Origin of the sequence: Acidiphilium acidophilum, from assembly GCF_033842475.1 — a bacterium.
Classification (GTDB): Bacteria; Pseudomonadota; Alphaproteobacteria; order Acetobacterales; family Acetobacteraceae; genus Acidiphilium; species Acidiphilium acidophilum.
This window is the reverse complement of record NZ_JAWXYB010000018.1, coordinates 3,224,692-3,240,543: the sequence shown is the minus strand read 5'-3', so window position 1 is coordinate 3,240,543 and position 15,852 is coordinate 3,224,692. Positions and strand designations below refer to the sequence as shown.

The 15,852-nt window shown below is 64.1% G+C and carries 16 protein-coding genes; 8 read left to right on the top strand and 8 right to left on the bottom strand.

The annotated features are described in order from the left end of the window. Positions 1-4 precede the first annotated feature (4 nt). Genes SIL87_RS18080 through SIL87_RS18065 form a run of 4 tightly spaced genes read left to right on the top strand, consistent with a single transcriptional unit; the run spans position 5 to position 2,237 of the window. Positions 5-226, top strand: coding sequence for a hypothetical protein (locus SIL87_RS18080; protein ID WP_319615537.1), 222 nt, complete (start codon positions 5-7; stop codon positions 224-226). 2 nt (positions 227-228) lie between these two features. Further along, the gene (locus SIL87_RS18075; protein ID WP_319615536.1) at positions 229-618 is read left to right on the top strand and encodes a hypothetical protein; all 390 of its coding nucleotides are present in this window, start codon (positions 229-231) and stop codon (positions 616-618) included. Then, the gene (locus tag SIL87_RS18070; protein ID WP_319615535.1) at positions 615-944 is read left to right on the top strand and encodes a hypothetical protein; all 330 of its coding nucleotides are present in this window, start codon (positions 615-617) and stop codon (positions 942-944) included. Before SIL87_RS18075 ends, SIL87_RS18070 begins: the two co-directional genes overlap by 4 nt. A gap of 24 nt (positions 945-968) precedes the next feature. Next, a complete protein-coding gene (locus tag SIL87_RS18065; protein ID WP_319615534.1) occupies positions 969-2,237 on the top strand; it encodes an IS256 family transposase in 1,269 nt (422 codons plus the stop codon). Between the two features lie 33 nt (positions 2,238-2,270). Here the strand turns inward: SIL87_RS18065 and SIL87_RS18060 are convergent, their stop codons facing one another. Genes SIL87_RS18060 through SIL87_RS18050 form a run of 3 tightly spaced genes read right to left on the bottom strand, consistent with a single transcriptional unit; the run spans position 2,271 to position 6,336 of the window. Beyond that, complete coding sequence (locus tag SIL87_RS18060; protein ID WP_319615533.1) at positions 2,271-4,454, bottom strand: RNA degradosome polyphosphate kinase; 2,184 nt, start codon at positions 4,452-4,454, stop codon at positions 2,271-2,273. A 30-nt stretch (positions 4,455-4,484) separates the two neighbouring features. After that, positions 4,485-5,249: a P-loop NTPase family protein gene (locus tag SIL87_RS18055; protein ID WP_319615532.1), complete on the bottom strand. Its 765-nt coding sequence runs from the start codon at positions 5,247-5,249 to the stop codon at positions 4,485-4,487. Next, positions 5,242-6,336, bottom strand: a complete 1,095-nt coding sequence (locus tag SIL87_RS18050; RefSeq protein WP_319615531.1) for an AI-2E family transporter — start codon at positions 6,334-6,336, stop codon at positions 5,242-5,244. The genes SIL87_RS18055 and SIL87_RS18050 overlap by 8 nt, the downstream gene beginning before the upstream one ends. 243 nt (positions 6,337-6,579) lie before the next feature. On the opposite strand from SIL87_RS18050, the gene purM reads away from it, so the two are divergent. The 3 genes from purM to SIL87_RS18035 all read left to right on the top strand — a co-directional run bounded on the left by purM (position 6,580) and on the right by SIL87_RS18035 (position 8,517). Further along, positions 6,580-7,650, top strand: coding sequence for a phosphoribosylformylglycinamidine cyclo-ligase (gene purM / locus SIL87_RS18045; protein ID WP_319615530.1), 1,071 nt, complete (start codon positions 6,580-6,582; stop codon positions 7,648-7,650). After that, positions 7,647-8,267 (top strand): phosphoribosylglycinamide formyltransferase, encoded by a 621-nt coding sequence (gene purN, locus SIL87_RS18040; RefSeq protein WP_319615529.1) that lies wholly within the window; start codon positions 7,647-7,649, stop codon positions 8,265-8,267. The genes purM and purN overlap by 4 nt, the downstream gene beginning before the upstream one ends. Before the next feature lie 88 nt (positions 8,268-8,355). After that, positions 8,356-8,517, top strand: a complete 162-nt coding sequence (locus SIL87_RS18035; protein ID WP_319615528.1) for a hypothetical protein — start codon at positions 8,356-8,358, stop codon at positions 8,515-8,517. Positions 8,518-8,631: 114 nt separating this feature from the next. Here SIL87_RS18035 and argF read toward each other — a convergent pair whose 3' ends face one another. Both argF and SIL87_RS18025 read right to left on the bottom strand, forming a co-directional pair. After that, positions 8,632-9,570: an ornithine carbamoyltransferase gene (gene argF / locus SIL87_RS18030; protein WP_319615527.1), complete on the bottom strand. Its 939-nt coding sequence runs from the start codon at positions 9,568-9,570 to the stop codon at positions 8,632-8,634. Beyond that, complete coding sequence (locus tag SIL87_RS18025; protein ID WP_319615526.1) at positions 9,567-10,763, bottom strand: aspartate aminotransferase family protein; 1,197 nt, start codon at positions 10,761-10,763, stop codon at positions 9,567-9,569. Before SIL87_RS18025 ends, argF begins: the two co-directional genes overlap by 4 nt. Positions 10,764-10,902: 139 nt before the next feature. Here SIL87_RS18025 and SIL87_RS18020 point away from each other — a divergent pair, with 139 nt between their 5' ends. Then, the gene (locus SIL87_RS18020) at positions 10,903-12,378 is read left to right on the top strand and encodes a Ppx/GppA family phosphatase (RefSeq protein ID WP_319615525.1); all 1,476 of its coding nucleotides are present in this window, start codon (positions 10,903-10,905) and stop codon (positions 12,376-12,378) included. Positions 12,379-12,391: 13 nt separating this feature from the next. Here the strand turns inward: SIL87_RS18020 and SIL87_RS18015 are convergent, their stop codons facing one another. The 3 genes from SIL87_RS18015 to SIL87_RS18005 all read right to left on the bottom strand — a co-directional run bounded on the left by SIL87_RS18015 (position 12,392) and on the right by SIL87_RS18005 (position 15,818). Next, the gene (locus SIL87_RS18015) at positions 12,392-13,480 is read right to left on the bottom strand and encodes an MraY family glycosyltransferase (RefSeq protein ID WP_319615524.1); all 1,089 of its coding nucleotides are present in this window, start codon (positions 13,478-13,480) and stop codon (positions 12,392-12,394) included. 110 nt (positions 13,481-13,590) lie between these two features. Continuing rightward, positions 13,591-14,640 (bottom strand): glycosyltransferase family 4 protein, encoded by a 1,050-nt coding sequence (locus tag SIL87_RS18010; RefSeq protein ID WP_319615523.1) that lies wholly within the window; start codon positions 14,638-14,640, stop codon positions 13,591-13,593. Positions 14,641-14,900: 260 nt separating this feature from the next. Continuing rightward, on the bottom strand, positions 14,901-15,818 hold the full coding sequence (locus SIL87_RS18005; RefSeq protein ID WP_319615522.1) for a LysR family transcriptional regulator: 918 nt from the start codon (positions 15,816-15,818) through the stop codon (positions 14,901-14,903). Positions 15,819-15,852: the final 34 nt, after the last annotated feature.

Sequence of the window (15,852 nt, the reverse complement as noted above, 5' to 3'; positions counted from 1 at the left end):
CAACATGAAGAAGTTTCTGTTCGAACTCGTATCGGACCCCAATGGGCGATCCGACGAGATGGCGGTCCTGTCGATCCTCGGCGTGGTGAGCTTCATCGGTCTCGAGGTTTTCACGGTTCTGGTCAGACATCAACAATTCGATCCCGAGCGATTCGGGATGGGGCTGGGTTCGGCCATCGCGGCGGGCGCGATCGGCATGGGACTGGGCAATCGGTTCGGAGGTTGAACATGCCGACGCTATTGGTTTCATATGTGATCAAGTATCTCCCCTGGATTTTGGCGGCGATGCTCGTGACCGGGGGATGGTTGTTCGTGCATCATCTGCAAAGCGAGCTTGCAGCTGACAAACGGTCGATGGCAGCGGCCCAGACGACGATTGCACAATTGAGCGCAACGAATCAGCAGAATCTGACGACACTGAAACGGCTTCAGGCCGAGAGCGCCCTATGGCAGAGCACACTGACGTCGACCCTCGCCTCCGATGCGGGTTTGGCCCGATTTAGCGATGGGCTGCTGGCAACGATCACCGCCGCACCGGCGCAGGATGATGCTGTCGTTGCTCCCGTTCTTCAAGACACGCTTGCATCGATTGCGAAAGAACAGGGAGCACCGAAATGATGAGGGCCATTGTGATTTGTGCGCTGCTCGCCGGCTGTGCGGCACCGCCACCGGTGACCATCACCAAGATCAAACTGGTCCAGCCCGATATTCCTGCAGCATTGCTCGACTGCCCGGGCGATCCCGTCGTGCCGGTTGCCGCCCGGCAGTCGCAGGTGGCCGCGTATATTGCGCAGCTTTGGGAAGCGCATGCGATATGCGCCAATCATCTCGGCGCCGTGCGCCGGACGTTGCAGGCGACCGCTTCTACTCGTGAGCTATGGCCGGAATTGGGTGATGGCTTGGTGAGAAAGGTGGCGTACCGAGGCGGGTGGAAGCCTGCCTGAACCTCTTGAAGGAGCGATACGCCTATGACGAGCGATAGCACTATTCTTCCCTTCCGCAAGCCCGGAGACGTTGAGGATCCGCTGACGGCGATCCTGAGGGACGGAGCCCGTCGGCTGCTGGCCCAGGCAATCGAGGCTGAGGCTGAGGCGTTTCTGGCCGCGATGAAGGGTGAAAGGCTGGCTGACGGCCGCGACCGCGTTGTGCGGCACGGTCTGGGTCCGGTGAGGGAAATCCAGACTGGGATTGGTCCGGTCGAGGTGCAGCGTGTGAAGCTGCGCGACCGCGGGGCGGAGGCGGGCAGTGAGCGCATTCGTTTCACCTCGGCCCTTTTGCCGCCCTGGGCGCGTCGGACCCGGAGCCTGGATGCGTTGTTGCCCATCCTTTATCTGCGCGGTATTTCGATGGGTGATTTCCAAGATGCATTGGGGGCGTTGTTGGGGAAAGATGCGCCAAACCTCTCGCCCTCGGTAGTTGCCCGATTGCGCGGCGAATGGGAATCCGACTTCAAGCGCTGGCAGCGGCGGGATCTTTCAGCCCGGCGTTACGTCTACATCTGGGCGGATGGAGTGTATTTACAGGCACGGATGGAACCGCAGGCAGAGTGCATGCTGGTGCTGATCGGCGCCACCCCCGAGGGCCGGAAAGAGTTGATCGGTTTTCAGGTGGGCATGCGGGAAAGTGCGCAGAGCTGGCACGAACTGCTCGTCGATCTGAAGGCTCGGGGTCTGACCATCGCACCGCAGGTCGCCACCGGGGACGGGGCGCTCGGCTTCTGGAAGGCGATCGAGGAGGTCTGGCCAAGGACATGCCATCAGCGCTGCACGGTCCACAAAACCGCCAATGTGCTGAACAAGATGCCGAAGGTGCTCCAACCGGCCGCCAAGGCCGATCTGCGTGAAATCTGGACGGCGCCGGATCGTGCTGCCGCCGAGGCGGCGATTACAAAGTTCGTCGAGAAATACGGCTTGAAGTACGATAAGGCGGTGACCTGTCTGGTCAAAGACCGTGATGCGCTGCTGACCTTCTACGATTACCCGGCCGAGCATTGGGAGCATCTGCGGACTTCCAACCCGATCGAGAGCGTGTTCGCCACGGTCCGCCACAGAACGATCCGAACCAAGGGAGCCCTGTCACAGGACACCGCCCGCCTTATGGTCTTCAAACTCGTCACTGCAGCCGCCAAAACCTGGCGCAAACTCAACGGAGAAAATCAGTTGCCCAAGGTCATCCAGGGCATTACTTTCCGGGACGGCGTCGAGGTGATCGAGACGCCAGCACAGAACGCCGCCTGATCACCGCCGTCACCCAAATTCCACCATAGCTCTCTACTCGTTGATCAGGAATGTCTTGCGGTACCGATTTTTCTCGCGCTGCTGATGATTGATCGGGTTGCGCAGAGCTGAGCCTCGCCCGGAGAGGGAGGGATTGGTCATGAAATACTCGTGCGCCGAAACCGGATGCTTACCTTCGGGCTGTTTCGACCAACTGCCGTCGGCATGAAGGGTCCAGGAATCGACATCGTCGCGGAGGTTGACCGCCATGATCTGGTCGAGCACCTGCGCGTGAACGGTGGGATTGTGGATCGGCACGAAGGTTTCAATCCGCCAATCCATGTTGCGCGCCATCCAGTCGGCGCTGGAAATGAACACCTTGTTGGCGCGGCTTGGCATTTCGGCACCGTTCGCGAACACGGCGATCCGGGCATGTTCGAGGAAACGCCCGATGATCGATTTAACCGTGATGGTTTCGGACAAGCCGGGCACCCCAGGGCGCAGGCAGCAGATACCCCGGATGACGCAGATGATCGGAACGCCGGCGGATGACGCCCGGTAGAGCTGGTCGATCAACCGCTCGTCGACCAGTGAATTGAGCTTGAGCCAGATACCGGAACTATGTCCGTCCCGGGCGGCGGCGATTTCGGCATCGATCAGGGTTTCGATCGTGCGTCGGGTACTGATCGGACTGAACGCGAGTTGTTCCATGTGTTCGGGCCGCGCATAACCGGTCATGTAATTGAACAGGCGGGCGGCATCCCGGGTCATCTCGGGATCGCAGGTGAAAAATGAAAGATCGGTGTAGATCCGCGCCGTGATCGGGTGATAATTTCCTGTGCCGAAATGGGCATAGGCGCGCATCGAACTGCCTTCGCGCCGGACTACGAGCGAGAGTTTGGCGTGGGTTTTCAGCCCTAGAAACCCGTACACGACCTGCACCCCCGCAGCTTCGAGCGTACGGGCGAGGCGGATGTTGGCTTCCTCGTCGAACCGGGCGCGCAATTCCACCATGGCGGTCACGCTCTTACCGGATTCTGCTGCTTCGATCAGAGCGCCGACGATGGGCGAATCCCGACTGGTGCGATACAGCGTCTGCTTGATCGCGACCACATTGGGATCGCCCGCTGCCTGGCGAAGGAATTGCACCACCACGTCGAAGCTCTCGAACGGATGGTGAACAATAATGTCCTTGTTGCGGATCGCCGCGAAACAATCCCCACCGAAGTCACGGATACGCTCGGGAAAGCGCGGCGTGTAGCCATGAAAAAGCAGTTCAGGCCGATCATCGACGATCATCTCCTTGAGATCGACCAGCCCAAGCATGCCGGACTCGATGAACAGCTCGTCTTCCGGGGCTTCGACCTCGTCGATCACGAAGGTCCGCAAATCCTCGGGCATGTCGCTGGCGAGGGTCAACTGGATCGCCGCCCCCCGCCGCCGCCGCTTCAAAGCCGTTTCGTAGGATTGCACCAGATCTTCGGCTTCCTCCTCGAACTCCACGTCGGTGTCGCGCGAGACCCGGAACAGGCCCGAACCAGCCGGACGAAAACCATGGAACAACCGGTCGAGGAACAGCGCGACCAGATCTTCCAGCATGACGAACCGGATGGTCGCCGGACTCGCATCGGGGAGGCGGATGAACCGCCTGATTTGCGACGGCAGAGGAATCAGCGCGCGCATCACTCCCGCATCGTCCTCGCGGATCAGCTTGAGCGCGAGCACCAGCCCCATGTTTCCGACGAACGGGAACGGGTGGGCGGGGTCGATGGCCAGGGGCGTCAGAACCGGAAAGACCCGTTCCATGAAATACGTGTCGAGAAATCGCAGATCCTCGGCCTTCAGCCCGGAGGTGCCGACGATGGTCAGCCCGACTGCCGCAAGCTCGTCGCGAAGTGCCGAGAACACCTGCTGCTGGGTTGCCATCAGGCTGCGGGCGCACCGGTTGATCTCACTCAACTGTTGTCCCGGTGTCTGGCCATCCGAGGATTGCAGGACCAGCCCGGCACGTGCCTGACCAATCAGGCCCGCGACCCGGACCGAATAGAATTCGTCGAGGTTGGAGGCGCTGATCGAGACGAACCGCAGGCGTTCGAGCAGCGGATAGCGCGGGTTCTCCGCCGCCCCGACCACCCGCAGGTTGAAATCGAGCCAGGACAGTTCGCGATTGATGAATCGCGCCGGGTCGGTCGGCATGATGGTTGCTGCGGCGGGGGCGATGTCGGTGCCATGATCCATCGGCAGATGTTGGCATGAAATCGTCGGCGGCTAAAGCAGTCTGCGCGTGCCGCTTTCATGATTCTCGATATAATCGTCCCCCCTCCCGCGCTTCGGCTCTTCCGGCGCTGACGCTTCCGGCGGGTCCGTCAGTTCGGCGAGCAGACGTTCGGCGATACGGCGGGATGGGGCGGTGCCCAAGGCGAGGGCATAGCGATCCAGCCGTGCAATGGCTTCACGCAGCACGCCGGGCCGGCGCGGCAGCCGATGCAGCAGAAACTGATGCAGGCTGGTTGGCAGAACGAGTTGGCGGTTGGCGGCGAGGCGCAGCAGGAGTCCGTCGAGCAAAGCGGACTCGGCGACCTCGATCGGAATGGCGAGGCTCGCGCGCAAACGGCTCGCAAGATCGGGCAACGGGATGGTGAGCCGTCCCGGCGGCTGGCGACTGGTCATGAGAACCGGTGATCGCCGCCCGGCGGCGGATTCAAGGGTTGCGAACAGTGCGACGGGTGAAGCCATCACATCGATATCCTCGATCACCATCGCGGCGGATGGCGGCTGCCATGCTTCGCGCAGGCGCGCGGCAACGATGGTGGCAGCCCCATGCTCCGCGGCCCAGACACTTGCCAGATGGCTCTTGCCGCACCCGGCGGCGCCCCACACGATCAGTCTTGCGTTGACCCAGGTCTCCGGCGCTGCCAGCGCGGCGCGGGCAGCGGCATTCGAAGGGGCCGCGATGAAATCCTCCGCCGAGAACGGCTCCGGCTCGTCGAAGGGCAGCGCCAACTGGCGGGACGTTGCGGCCGTGTCAGACACCGGGTTTCGGTGGATCCAGATAGAGCGAGCTTTGCAGATAGCGGTGCAGCCAGAACCGCGCGAGCACGCCGAGGGTCGCGGTCACCGGCACGGCCAGCATCACGCCGAGAAAGCCGAAGGTTTCCGCGCCGGCGAACAGGGCGAAAATCACCCAGACCGCCGACAGTCCCAGCCGGTCGCCCAGAAAGCGCGGGGCCACGACGTAGTCGTTCAGCAGTTGCCCCACCACGAAAATCACCGCCACGATGATGATGTGGTCGATCCCGCTGAACTGGCCGAGCGCCAGCACGATCGAGGATATCGCCCCCACGATCGTCCCGACATACGGGATGAACGACAGGAGACCGGCGGTCAGTCCGATCACGAGGCCGAGATTCAACCCCGCAAGGCTCAGTGCCACCGCGTAGAACACCCCCAGAAACAGGCAGCATATCGCCTGCCCGCGCAGCCAGGCGTTCAGGATCCGGCTGATTTCCTGGGCAAGATTGCGGATGACACTCTCATGCGATCGGGGCAGCCAGCTATCCACCCGCGCGATCACGAAGGGCCAGTCCCGCAGGAAATAGAACGCAACGATCGGGGTGATGATCAGCAGGGTCAGGATATTGAACAAGGCGAAGCCGGTGCCGACCACGCGCCGCGCCGCGGTGCCAACGAAGCCCATGATCGTGCCGGCCTCGTTGCTGACGAAGGCCTTCAGCTTGGTCGAGACGAATCCCTGCCCCAGCCGGTGCTGAATGCTGTTGATTTCATGGGTCGCGAATTTCTGCACATTCTCGATCATGCCTGGCAGCTGCTGGGTCAGCAGCCCGATCTGCGCGGTGATCAGCGGGTAAAGCAGCAGCGCGCACAGCACCATACCGGCGATCAGGGCCAGCAGCATGATCGCGGTACCCAGCGCGCGCGGCACCCGGAAACGGGCCAGGGCGGATACCGCCGGGTCGAGAAAATAAGCGATCCCCGACGCCGCGACGAAGGGCAGCAGGATCGGCGAGAACAGGCGCAGGAACAGCACCGCCAGCACGATCACGGCACCGATCCCCAACAGCCGCTGCCAGCGCGGTCCCGGCTCGATCCGCCCGCTCATACCGTTCCGCCATTCTGAATCATGATGCAGCCTTTTGAAAACACCGCAATCACCAAAGGCGGAAGGACGCGGCCGTCAAGTCCGTTCCCTCTGTTCCAGCGACGCGGTTGCGCTGGTCCGGCTGTTGTGGTGATAGACGCGCCGAGCGGCAGCGTGGTGCCGATCCGGAATCGTTCGGCGCGTCGCTGCCGCGTGGTGGGAGCCGTTCGATCATGAAGTGTGATTAGCGCATCGGAGGCTTGCATGACCAGCGGCAACGGCAGGAACGGTGTGACCTATCGCGACGCCGGCGTGGATATCGAGGCTGGCGATGCGCTGGTCGAGGTCATCAAACCTCTGGCGAAGGCGACGGCCCGCGCCGGACTGGTCGGCGGAATCGGCGGCTTCGGCGCCCTGTTCGACCTTCGGGAAGCCGGCTTCGCCGACCCGATCCTGGTCGCCACCACCGATGGTGTCGGCACCAAACTCCGCCTCGCTATCGAGTCCGGCATTCACGATACCGTGGGGATCGATCTCGTTGCGATGTGCGTCAACGACCTGATCGTCCAGGGCGCCGAGCCTTTGTTTTTCCTTGACTATTTCGCAACCGGTCAGCTTGATCCGGCGATTGCCGGCAAGGTCATCGCGGGCATTGCGGACGGTTGCCGCCAGGTCGGCTGCGCCTTGGCCGGCGGTGAGACCGCCGAAATGCCGGGGATGTACGGCAAGGGCGATTACGATCTCGCCGGTTTCGCGGTCGGTGCGGTCGAGCGTGGTGCCACCCTGCCGCGCGACGTCGTGCCGGGCGATATTCTGCTCGGCCTGCCCGGCACCGGCGTCCACTCGAACGGATTTTCCCTGGTCCGCCGGATCATCGAAACCACCGGCCTCGCTTTGACCGACGAGGCCCCGTTCATGCCGGGACAAACTCTGGGTGCGGCGCTGATGGTGCCGACCGCCCTTTATGTGAAGCCGGTTCTGGCGCTCACCCGTGCGGGTCTGCTCCAGGCTGCGGCTCACATCACCGGCGGTGGCCTGCCCGGAAATCTGCCGCGCGTGCTGCCTAATTCGTGCGCTGCAACGCTCGATCGGCCCTGGCCGATGCCGCCGGTGTTCCGCTGGCTGGCGCAGGCCGGCGGCGTTGCGGCCACCGAGATGCTGCGCGTCTTCAATTGCGGAATCGGCATGGTCCTGGTCATTCGTCCCGATGATCTGGCCGCCGCCATTGCGTGCTTGCAGGACGAGGGCATCATCCCGTTCGAACTCGGCCGGATCATCCCGGAAACCGGCAGCGTTCGTGTGCAGATCACCGACCCCGAGGCGCTGTTCGCGTGAAGACGCGGGTCGGAATCCTGATTTCGGGCCGGGGGTCCAACATGGAGGCCCTGATCCGCGCCGCCGCCCGCGACGATTTTCCCGCAACGATCGCGCTCGTCCTGTCCAACCGGGCGGACGCTGCCGGGCTCGATATCGCCCGCCAGCACGGGATCGCCGCGCATGCCATCCCCAGCCGCGACTTCAGGAACGACCGGGAAGGCCACGAAGCGCGCCTGCATCAGGAACTGATCGCAGCCAATTGTTCCCTCGTGTGCCTTGCCGGTTACATGCGGCTGCTGACTCCGGCCTTCGTCCAGTCTTGGGCCGGGCGCATGCTCAACATACACCCCTCGCTCCTGCCGTCCTTTCCCGGGCTCGATACCCATGCCAAGGCCCTCGCCGCCGGCAGCCGGATTCATGGCTGCACGGTCCATCTGGTCACTGAAATCATGGATGAAGGCCCGATTCTCGCTCAGGCGGCGGTGCCGGTGCTCCCCGGCGATACCGAGTCGGAACTCGGCGCGCGGGTACTCGCGCAGGAACACATCATCTATCCGATGGCGCTGCGCCATTATCTCGGTCAACCGGCGATCCCTGCAGACGCTTCGAACGCGCTGGTCAGCCCTTGCGCTTGACTTCAATCCACAATATCCATTGAATATGTCACGAAACCGTGCGACATGAGAATGCGCGAATACAACGCGAAAGGGTCGAGGCGGAATGATGGCTGATACTGAAACACCGAACAATCTTCCCATCGGGCTGGAACAGCTCGAACGTGGCAGTCAGGCTGGTTGGAACGGCTTCACGCGATTCCTCGTCATAACCGTGATCAGCCTGATCGTGATTCTGCTTCTCATTGCGGCGTTCACGGTCTGGAGCTGACCTTCGTTTCGTCCGGCTGCGTGCCTATGTCCGGTACAGCGCGACCTCGCTGAATCGTCGCACACGGCGGAAGATGCGCTGTTCGAGGAGTTTTTGACCGCTACGGCCTTGCCCTCAGCTTCCCAACGCCCAGGCCAGAATACCCTGCTGCGCGAACAGCCGGTTCTCGGCTTCATCGAACACGACCGATTGCGGTCCGTCGATCACCCCTTCGGTCACTTCCTCGCCCCGGTGCGCGGGCAGGCAATGCATGAAAATCGCATCCGGTGCCGCCCGGCGCATCAACGCCTCATCAACCTGATAACCTGCCAGCACACTATGCCGATGCTCCGCATCCTCGTCCCCCATGCTCACCCAGGTATCGGTCACGACGCATCGGACGGCGGCAACCGCCTCGAGAGGGTCCGGTGTCAGCCGGATATCGGCCCCCTGTGCCCGCGCCCAGTCGAGCGCTGTGGCATCGGGCAGCAATTCCGGCGGACATGCCAGGTTGAGCGTAAACCCGAATCGCCCAGCCGCCTCGATCCAGCTTTTGGCCATATTGTTGCCATCGCCGATCCAGGCGACCCTCTGCCCCGCGATCGGCCCATGCCGCTCCTCGAACGTCATCACATCCGCCATCACCTGGCAGGGGTGGGAACGCTCGGTCAATCCGTTGATCACCGGCACGGTCGCATGGCGGGCCAGTTCGCGCAGCTTCGATTCCCGGTCGGTCCGCAACATGATCGCATCGACATAGCGTGAGAGCACCCGGGCGGTATCACCGACCGTCTCACCCCGCCCGATCTGCATCTCCCGCGACGACAGCATCACCACATCGCCGCCGAGGCCGCGCATCGCCATCTCGAAACTCACCCGCGTCCGGGTCGAGGGTTTCTCGAAAATCAGTGCCAGCGCCCGCCCCGCGAGCGGTCGCGAGGCCGATCGCCCCGCCCGTTTGAACCGCACCGCCTGATCGAGGATACGGCGCAGCACCGGGGCCTCGATCATCGCGATATCCAGGAAATGCCGGGGCGTCTCGCCCCGCGCGTCCGACTCAGCGGCGGCGCTCATTTCGCGGCGTTCATCATCAGCGAGGGTCTGCACCGCCGCGCGGCACCATCGAGCCGCAGGAGCGCCTCGTCGATTTCGGCATCGCCGACGATCAGCGGCGGTATCAGCCGCACGACGTTTTCCCCGGCGGCGACCACGAGCAGTCCTTCGTTCATGCACGCCGCCTGCACCTCGCCATTCGGCACGAGGCAGACCAGCCCTTGCAGCAATCCCTGTCCCCGTACCGCGCTGAACACGTCCGGATAGCGATGCACCAGCCCATCCAGCCCTGCGCGGAACCGGTCGCCGGAGGCGACGACCCCATCGAGAAATCCCGGCGCCAGCAGAACGTCGAGCACCGCATTCCCCGCCGCGCAGGCGAGCGGACTGCCGCCATAGGTGGTGCCGTGGCTCCCCGGCACCAGCGCCTTCGCCACCCGCTCGCGCGCCAGCATCGCGCCGAGCGGAAATCCGCCGCCGATGCCCTTGGCGGTACTCACCGCATCCGGCTGCACCCCGGCCCATTCATGGGCGAATAATCGCCCGGTCCGCCCCATGCCGCTCTGCACCTCATCGAACCCCAGAAGCAGGCCGAATTCATCGGCCGCCGCGCGCAATCCCTGCAGATACGCCGCATCCGCCGGCCGGACGCCACCCTCGCCCTGGATCGGCTCGACCAGAATCCCCGCCGTCTCCGGCGTGATCGCCATGCGCAGGGCATTGAGGTTATTGAACGGAACATGGTCGAATCCGTCCACGGCCGGCCCGAATCCCGCGAGATATTTCGCATTCCCGGTGGCTGAAATCATCGCCAGCGTCCGGCCATGAAACGCTCCCTCGGCGCAGATCACCCGGTACCGCTCCGGCTTGCCCTCATCCGCCATCGTCCGGCGAAATGCCTTCACCAGCGCCTCGTTCGCCTCCGCTCCCGAATTGCAGAAAAACACGCTGTCGGCGAAACTCGCACCGACCAGCCGCTCCGCCAGCCGTTCGGCCTGGGGCACCCGGTACAGGTTCGAAACATGCATAACCCGCCCCGCCTGTTCGGCAATCGTGCGGCTCAACCCCTCATGCCCGTGACCGAGCGATGAGGTGGCAATCCCCGCCCCGAAATCCAGAAAGCGTCGCCCATCGCTCGCCACCAGCCAGGCACCTTCGCCATGGCTGAACGAAACGTCGATCCGATTGTAATTCGGCATCAAAGGCGAGATCATGTCCTGTCACTTTCTGTCGCGAGCGTACTATGTTGCGAAGCAATCCACCGAAGTCAAACGCCAAATTCGACGAACTGTCACCTGATTTTCTTGCCCGTTCCCCTATCGCGTGCCGGGCCGACCGGCTATCCAGCGGCCCATGGAGAACAATGCGCGTCGTGCGGTGGTCGATCTCGGATCGAATTCGGTTCGTCTGGTCGTGTTCCAGGGCCAGTCGCGCAACCCGGTCCAGATCTTCAACGAAAAAGCGGTCCTCCGCCTCGCGCGCGGTCTGATCCGCACCGGATTGCTCGACACCGCCTCGATGGACGACGCCGTGACCGTCATACGCCGCTACGGCGCGATCGCGCGCGCGATGAACGCCCACCCGTTCGAAGCACTGGCAACCTCGGCGGTGCGCGATGCCGCCAACGGCCCGGACTTCACCGCACGGCTCGAAGCCGCCACCCCCGGCCTGAAAGTGATCACCCTGACCGGCGAGGAGGAAGCCCGGCTTTCCGCCGAAGGCGTGCTGTGCGGCATTCCGGGCGCGGACGGCATCCTCGCGGACCTCGGCGGCGGCTCGCTCGAAGTCGTGCGCCTCTCGCACGGCGTGATCGGCGAGGCCGCGACCATGCCGGTCGGCGTCATCCGCCTCGCCGAACGCGCGGCGGACGATCCGGCCCGCGCCAAACTCATCGTCGCCGAGGAACTCGAAGCCGTCCCGTTCCTCGCCGAAGGCAGCGGCGGCGATCTCTACGTCTCCGGCGGGGCGTTCCGGGCGCTCGCACGGATTCATATCGCCCAGACCGGCTATCCGCTGAACATGGTCCACCACTACACGATCGGTCGTGACGAAGCGCGCGATCTCGCCACCGTCGTCGCCGAAGCGAGCCGCAAATTCATCGAACGCATGCCCGGCGTCGCCCGCAAACGCATCGACGATCTCCCCTACGCCGCCATCATCCTCCGCCGCCTGCTGCGCGCGACCAATGCCGCCCGCGTGGTGTTCAGCGCCAACGGCCTGCGCGAAGGCTGGTTCCTTCGCCAGTTGCCACCGAAAATGCGCAAACAGGACCCGCTGGTCGCCGCCGGGCGCGACCTCACCGTCGGCCTGCTGCGCGATGCCGCCCTGCCGGACGCGCTGATCGCCTGGACCGCCCCGCTCTTCCCCACCGAGACCGATCCCCAGCGCCGCCTCCGCGAAGGCGCATGCTGGTTCTCCGACATCGGCAATCACGAACATCCCGAATACCGCGCCGAACAGGCGTTCCTGCGCGTGCTCCGCCAGACCGGCGTCGGCCTCGACCATCACGCCCGCGCCTTCCTCGCCCTCACTCTGGCGCTGCGCTACGAAGCGCCGGCCGACAGTGCCTTCCTCGCCCCGGCGCGCGCCCTGCTCGACATGGCCGCCGCCCGCCGCGCCGAAACCCTGGGTGCCGCACTCCGCCTCGCCTACACGCTCTCGGCGGGCACACCGGCCCTCCTTGCCGCCACCGGCCTCGCGACCGAGGGCGACCGTCTGATCCTCACCCTCGATGCCTCCAGCGGCGTCTTCGCCGGCGACCCGATCGAACGCCGCCTCGCCCGCCTCGCCTCGATGGTCGGGATGGAAGCCGAAACAAGGCTGATCTGAAGCCGCCGCTTGCCTACCCCCAGGGCCCCAGCGCCGCGCGCCGCGCCCGCCCGGCGACATAGAGCGCCCAGACCCCGAACGGCAGCAGCGGCGCAAAAATCACCACCGGCTTCAAATCGGTCGGCGCATGCAGGAACGCGACAACCACCGCCCCCCCGAATGCCGCGAACCCCCAGTAGATCGCCGCGATCCACCGCGCATCCATCCCGGCCCGATGCGCCACCTGATACAAATGCCCCCGATGCGCCCGCGCCAGATTCTGCCGCGCCACGGCCCGCCGCACCAGCGTGAAACTCACATCGAGCAGCACCCCCGAAAGCAGCAGCGGCACGACCAGAAACGAGAGCGACACGCGCTGGTAATGCGTCGCGGCAATCCCCAGCACCGCCAGCATGAACCCGCAGAACTGGCTGCCGACATCCCCCATGAAAACCCGCGCGCGCGGGTAGTTGAACGGCAGAAACCCGGCCACCCCGCCCGCCAGCAGCAGCGCCGTGGTATAGACGAAAAACCCGCCATGCAGCCCCGCGATCCCGGCCAGAAACAGGCACGCCACCAGCGTGGTCCCCGCCGCCAGCCCGTTCAACCCGTCGATGAAGTTCATCGCGTTGGTCACATACAAAATCCACCCCAGCGACAGCACCGGCCCGAACCACCCCAGTTCCACCCCGCCGATCAACGGAAAATCGAACTTCCGCGCTGACAATCCCGCCCCCACCGCCACCAGCGCCGCCACGAATTGCGCCCCCAGCTTCACCAGAAACGGAAAATCGAACAGATCGTCGAGCAGCGAAACCACGGCGATCAGCACCGCCGCCGCAATCACCCCCAGAAACAGCGGCGCCGCCAGTCGCGAGACCTCGCCATACCGGTACAGCAGCGAAATCCCCAGCAGAAACGCCGCTACGATCCCGACCCCGCCCGATTTCGGCGTCACTCGCGTATGCGCCTTGCGCGCATCCGGCCGGTCCGGCACCCCCACCGAAATCATGGTCCGCACTACGATGCCCGAAAACAGGGCGAGCCCCGCAAGCAGCGCCAAATGACGCGGCAACGCCAGCGTCGCGAAATCGGGATGGGCAACGAATTGAACAGGGTTCATGCGGCGCGGACCATGGCGGAACTTGCCGCGCGACTCAATCGGCCCCGCCGCCGGTCCCGCCGCCAGTCCTGCACCCGGTCCTGCCTTGACCGGCGCAGGACCGCACCGGTTCAGCCAACCAGGCGCAGGCGCTCGGTGCGCGGCACCATCAGCTTCTCATAGGTCTCCAGATAATCCTCGGCCATCCGCCGTGCGGTAAACCGGCGTTCGAACTCCGCCCGGATCCGGGTGCGCGGCAGCGTGTCGATCCGCCGCAACGCCGCAACCGCTTCCTCCTCGGTCTCGACGATGAACCCGGTCACACCATCTTCGATGATTTCCGGCACCGAGCCATGCCCATAGGCAATCACCGGCGTGCCGCACGCCATCGCCTCGATCATCACCAGTCCGAACGGCTCCGGCCAATCGATCGGCATCAGCAGCGCCTTGGCCCCCGAGAGGAACTCCGGCTTGTTCCGGTCATCGATCTCACCGATCAGATCGGCATCCGGCCCCAGCATCGGCTTGATCGTCGTCTCGTGATACTCGATATCCGCGCGATCGACCTTCGCCGCCAGCTTCAAAGGCATTCCCGCCGCGCGGGCAATCCGGATCGCCCGGTCAGGGCGCTTTTCCGGGCAGATCCGCCCGAGGAACGCCACATACTCCTGCGCCATCGGTCGCGGCGTCAACAAATATTCCGGCAGTCCGTGATGGATCGTGGCCACGAAATTCGCCTCCGGTAGTGGCAGGCGCTGATTATCCGAAATCGACACCACGTTCATCGGCGGCAACCCCGCAAAGACCGGGCGTAACTCCGGCAGATCGAGCCTGCCATGCAACGTCGTCACGAACGGCACCGCTTGGCGCGAAAACAGCGAAGCCGGCCAGTAATCCATATGAAAATGCAACACGTCGAACTCGTGCGCCATCGCGCGCACCCGCTCCATCAGCAGCATATGCGGCCCCATGAAGTCACGGATCGTCGGGTCAAGCCGCAATGCACGCGGCCACACCGCCTCCAGCTTCGCCCGCGTCACCGAATCACCGCTCGCGAACAGGGTCACGTCGTGGCCCATCGCCACCAGTTCTTCGGTCAGAAACGACACCACACGCTCGGTGCCGCCATACAATTTGGGCGGCACGGCTTCGGTCAAGGGGGCAATCTGCGCAATACGCATCGCGTTCAACTCCTGTGAGTGGATCAACAATATTCGACTGTGTTTCCAACCACGGCGAGAGTTAAAACCCGGTGCGGCGAAGGTTGGGCACCCCCGCCACAATCCTGCCGCATTGCTGACCGGCCTATTCGCCGTGTCAGGCAACATCCAATATATAACCACGATTTTTCGCAATACGAGCCGTCATCGTCGCTCGATCCCGTTCCGGCGGCAAATTGAATGTATAATTCGCCACCGTTGCGCCATCTCTGCCGCTCACATCACGGCCGGTTCAACGATTCCATCGCGGCATGGGGCAGAAACCGGCCCCCGTGGTCGCGCAGAAACACCAGCAGCGCTTCCGAGGCCGGCATCATCGCCCGCTCGGCCAGATGCACGACGAACCATTGCCGCACCACCGGCAGCCCCAGAATATCAAGCAGCACCAGCCGGCCATCCGCCACCTCGGCATCCACCGTATGCGCCGAAATGAACGACACCCCGAGCCCCGCCATCACCGATTGCTTGATCGTCTCGTTGCTGCCGATCTGCATGCCGATCCGCGGCGTGATATTGGCCTCGGCACAGTAATACTCCATCAACCGCCGCGTCCCGCTGCCCGCCTCGCGCACCAGCATGGTTTCGCGGTTGAGTTCCGACGGATCGATATTGCGGACCCCGGCGAGCCGATGCCCCGGCTGCGCAATCATCACATGCGGATGATCGCCGATCTCGTCGGCACTCACCTTCATCTCGGTCGGTGGCCGTCCCATGATCGCGAGATCCACCACATGATGCATCAACCCGTCGATGATCTCGTCGCGGTTCCCCACGATCAACCGCAGATCGATCCCCGGATGCGCCTCGGCAAACGCCGCCAGCGCGCGTGGCGCATAATATTTCGCCGTGCTGATGATCCCCACCCGGATCTCGCCCCGCTCCGCCCCGGCGATCGCGGCCAGCGTCGCCGCCGATTCCCGCAGCACTGCCTCGATCCGGCTGGAGGCATCGGCAATCACCAGCCCGCCCTGGGTCAGCACCATCCCCCCCGCCGACCGCTCGACCAGCACGATCCCGAGCTGATCCTCCAGCGCCTTGACCTGCAAGGTCACCGCAGGCGGCGACACGTTCAGCTCGCCCGCCGCGCGGGTGACCGAGCCATGCTTATGCAGTGCAGCAATCGCCCGCAATTGACGCAAAGTGATGTTCATACCGGAAGTTAGTAGAACTTAA

Bases quoted from the DNA above. Each gene is read 5' to 3' on its own strand.
- SIL87_RS18075 (WP_319615536.1), top strand. From the start codon at position 229: ATGCCGACGCTATTGGTTTCATATGTGATCAAGTATCTCCCCTGGATT.
- purM (WP_319615530.1), top strand. From the start codon at position 6,580: ATGACCAGCGGCAACGGCAGGAACGGTGTGACCTATCGCGACGCCGGC.
- SIL87_RS18060 (WP_319615533.1), bottom strand. From the start codon at position 4,454: ATGGATCATGGCACCGACATCGCCCCCGCCGCAGCAACCATCATGCCG.
- SIL87_RS18070 (WP_319615535.1), top strand. From the start codon at position 615: ATGATGAGGGCCATTGTGATTTGTGCGCTGCTCGCCGGCTGTGCGGCA.
- SIL87_RS18015 (WP_319615524.1), bottom strand. From the start codon at position 13,480: ATGAACCCTGTTCAATTCGTTGCCCATCCCGATTTCGCGACGCTGGCG.
- SIL87_RS18080 (WP_319615537.1), top strand. From the start codon at position 5: ATGAAGAAGTTTCTGTTCGAACTCGTATCGGACCCCAATGGGCGATCC.
- SIL87_RS18035 (WP_319615528.1), top strand. From the start codon at position 8,356: ATGGCTGATACTGAAACACCGAACAATCTTCCCATCGGGCTGGAACAG.
- SIL87_RS18025 (WP_319615526.1), bottom strand. From the start codon at position 10,763: ATGATCTCGCCTTTGATGCCGAATTACAATCGGATCGACGTTTCGTTC.
- SIL87_RS18020 (WP_319615525.1), top strand. From the start codon at position 10,903: ATGGAGAACAATGCGCGTCGTGCGGTGGTCGATCTCGGATCGAATTCG.
- argF (WP_319615527.1), bottom strand. From the start codon at position 9,570: ATGAGCGCCGCCGCTGAGTCGGACGCGCGGGGCGAGACGCCCCGGCAT.
- SIL87_RS18010 (WP_319615523.1), bottom strand. From the start codon at position 14,640: ATGCGTATTGCGCAGATTGCCCCCTTGACCGAAGCCGTGCCGCCCAAA.
- SIL87_RS18065 (WP_319615534.1), top strand. From the start codon at position 969: ATGACGAGCGATAGCACTATTCTTCCCTTCCGCAAGCCCGGAGACGTT.
- SIL87_RS18050 (WP_319615531.1), bottom strand. From the start codon at position 6,336: ATGAGCGGGCGGATCGAGCCGGGACCGCGCTGGCAGCGGCTGTTGGGG.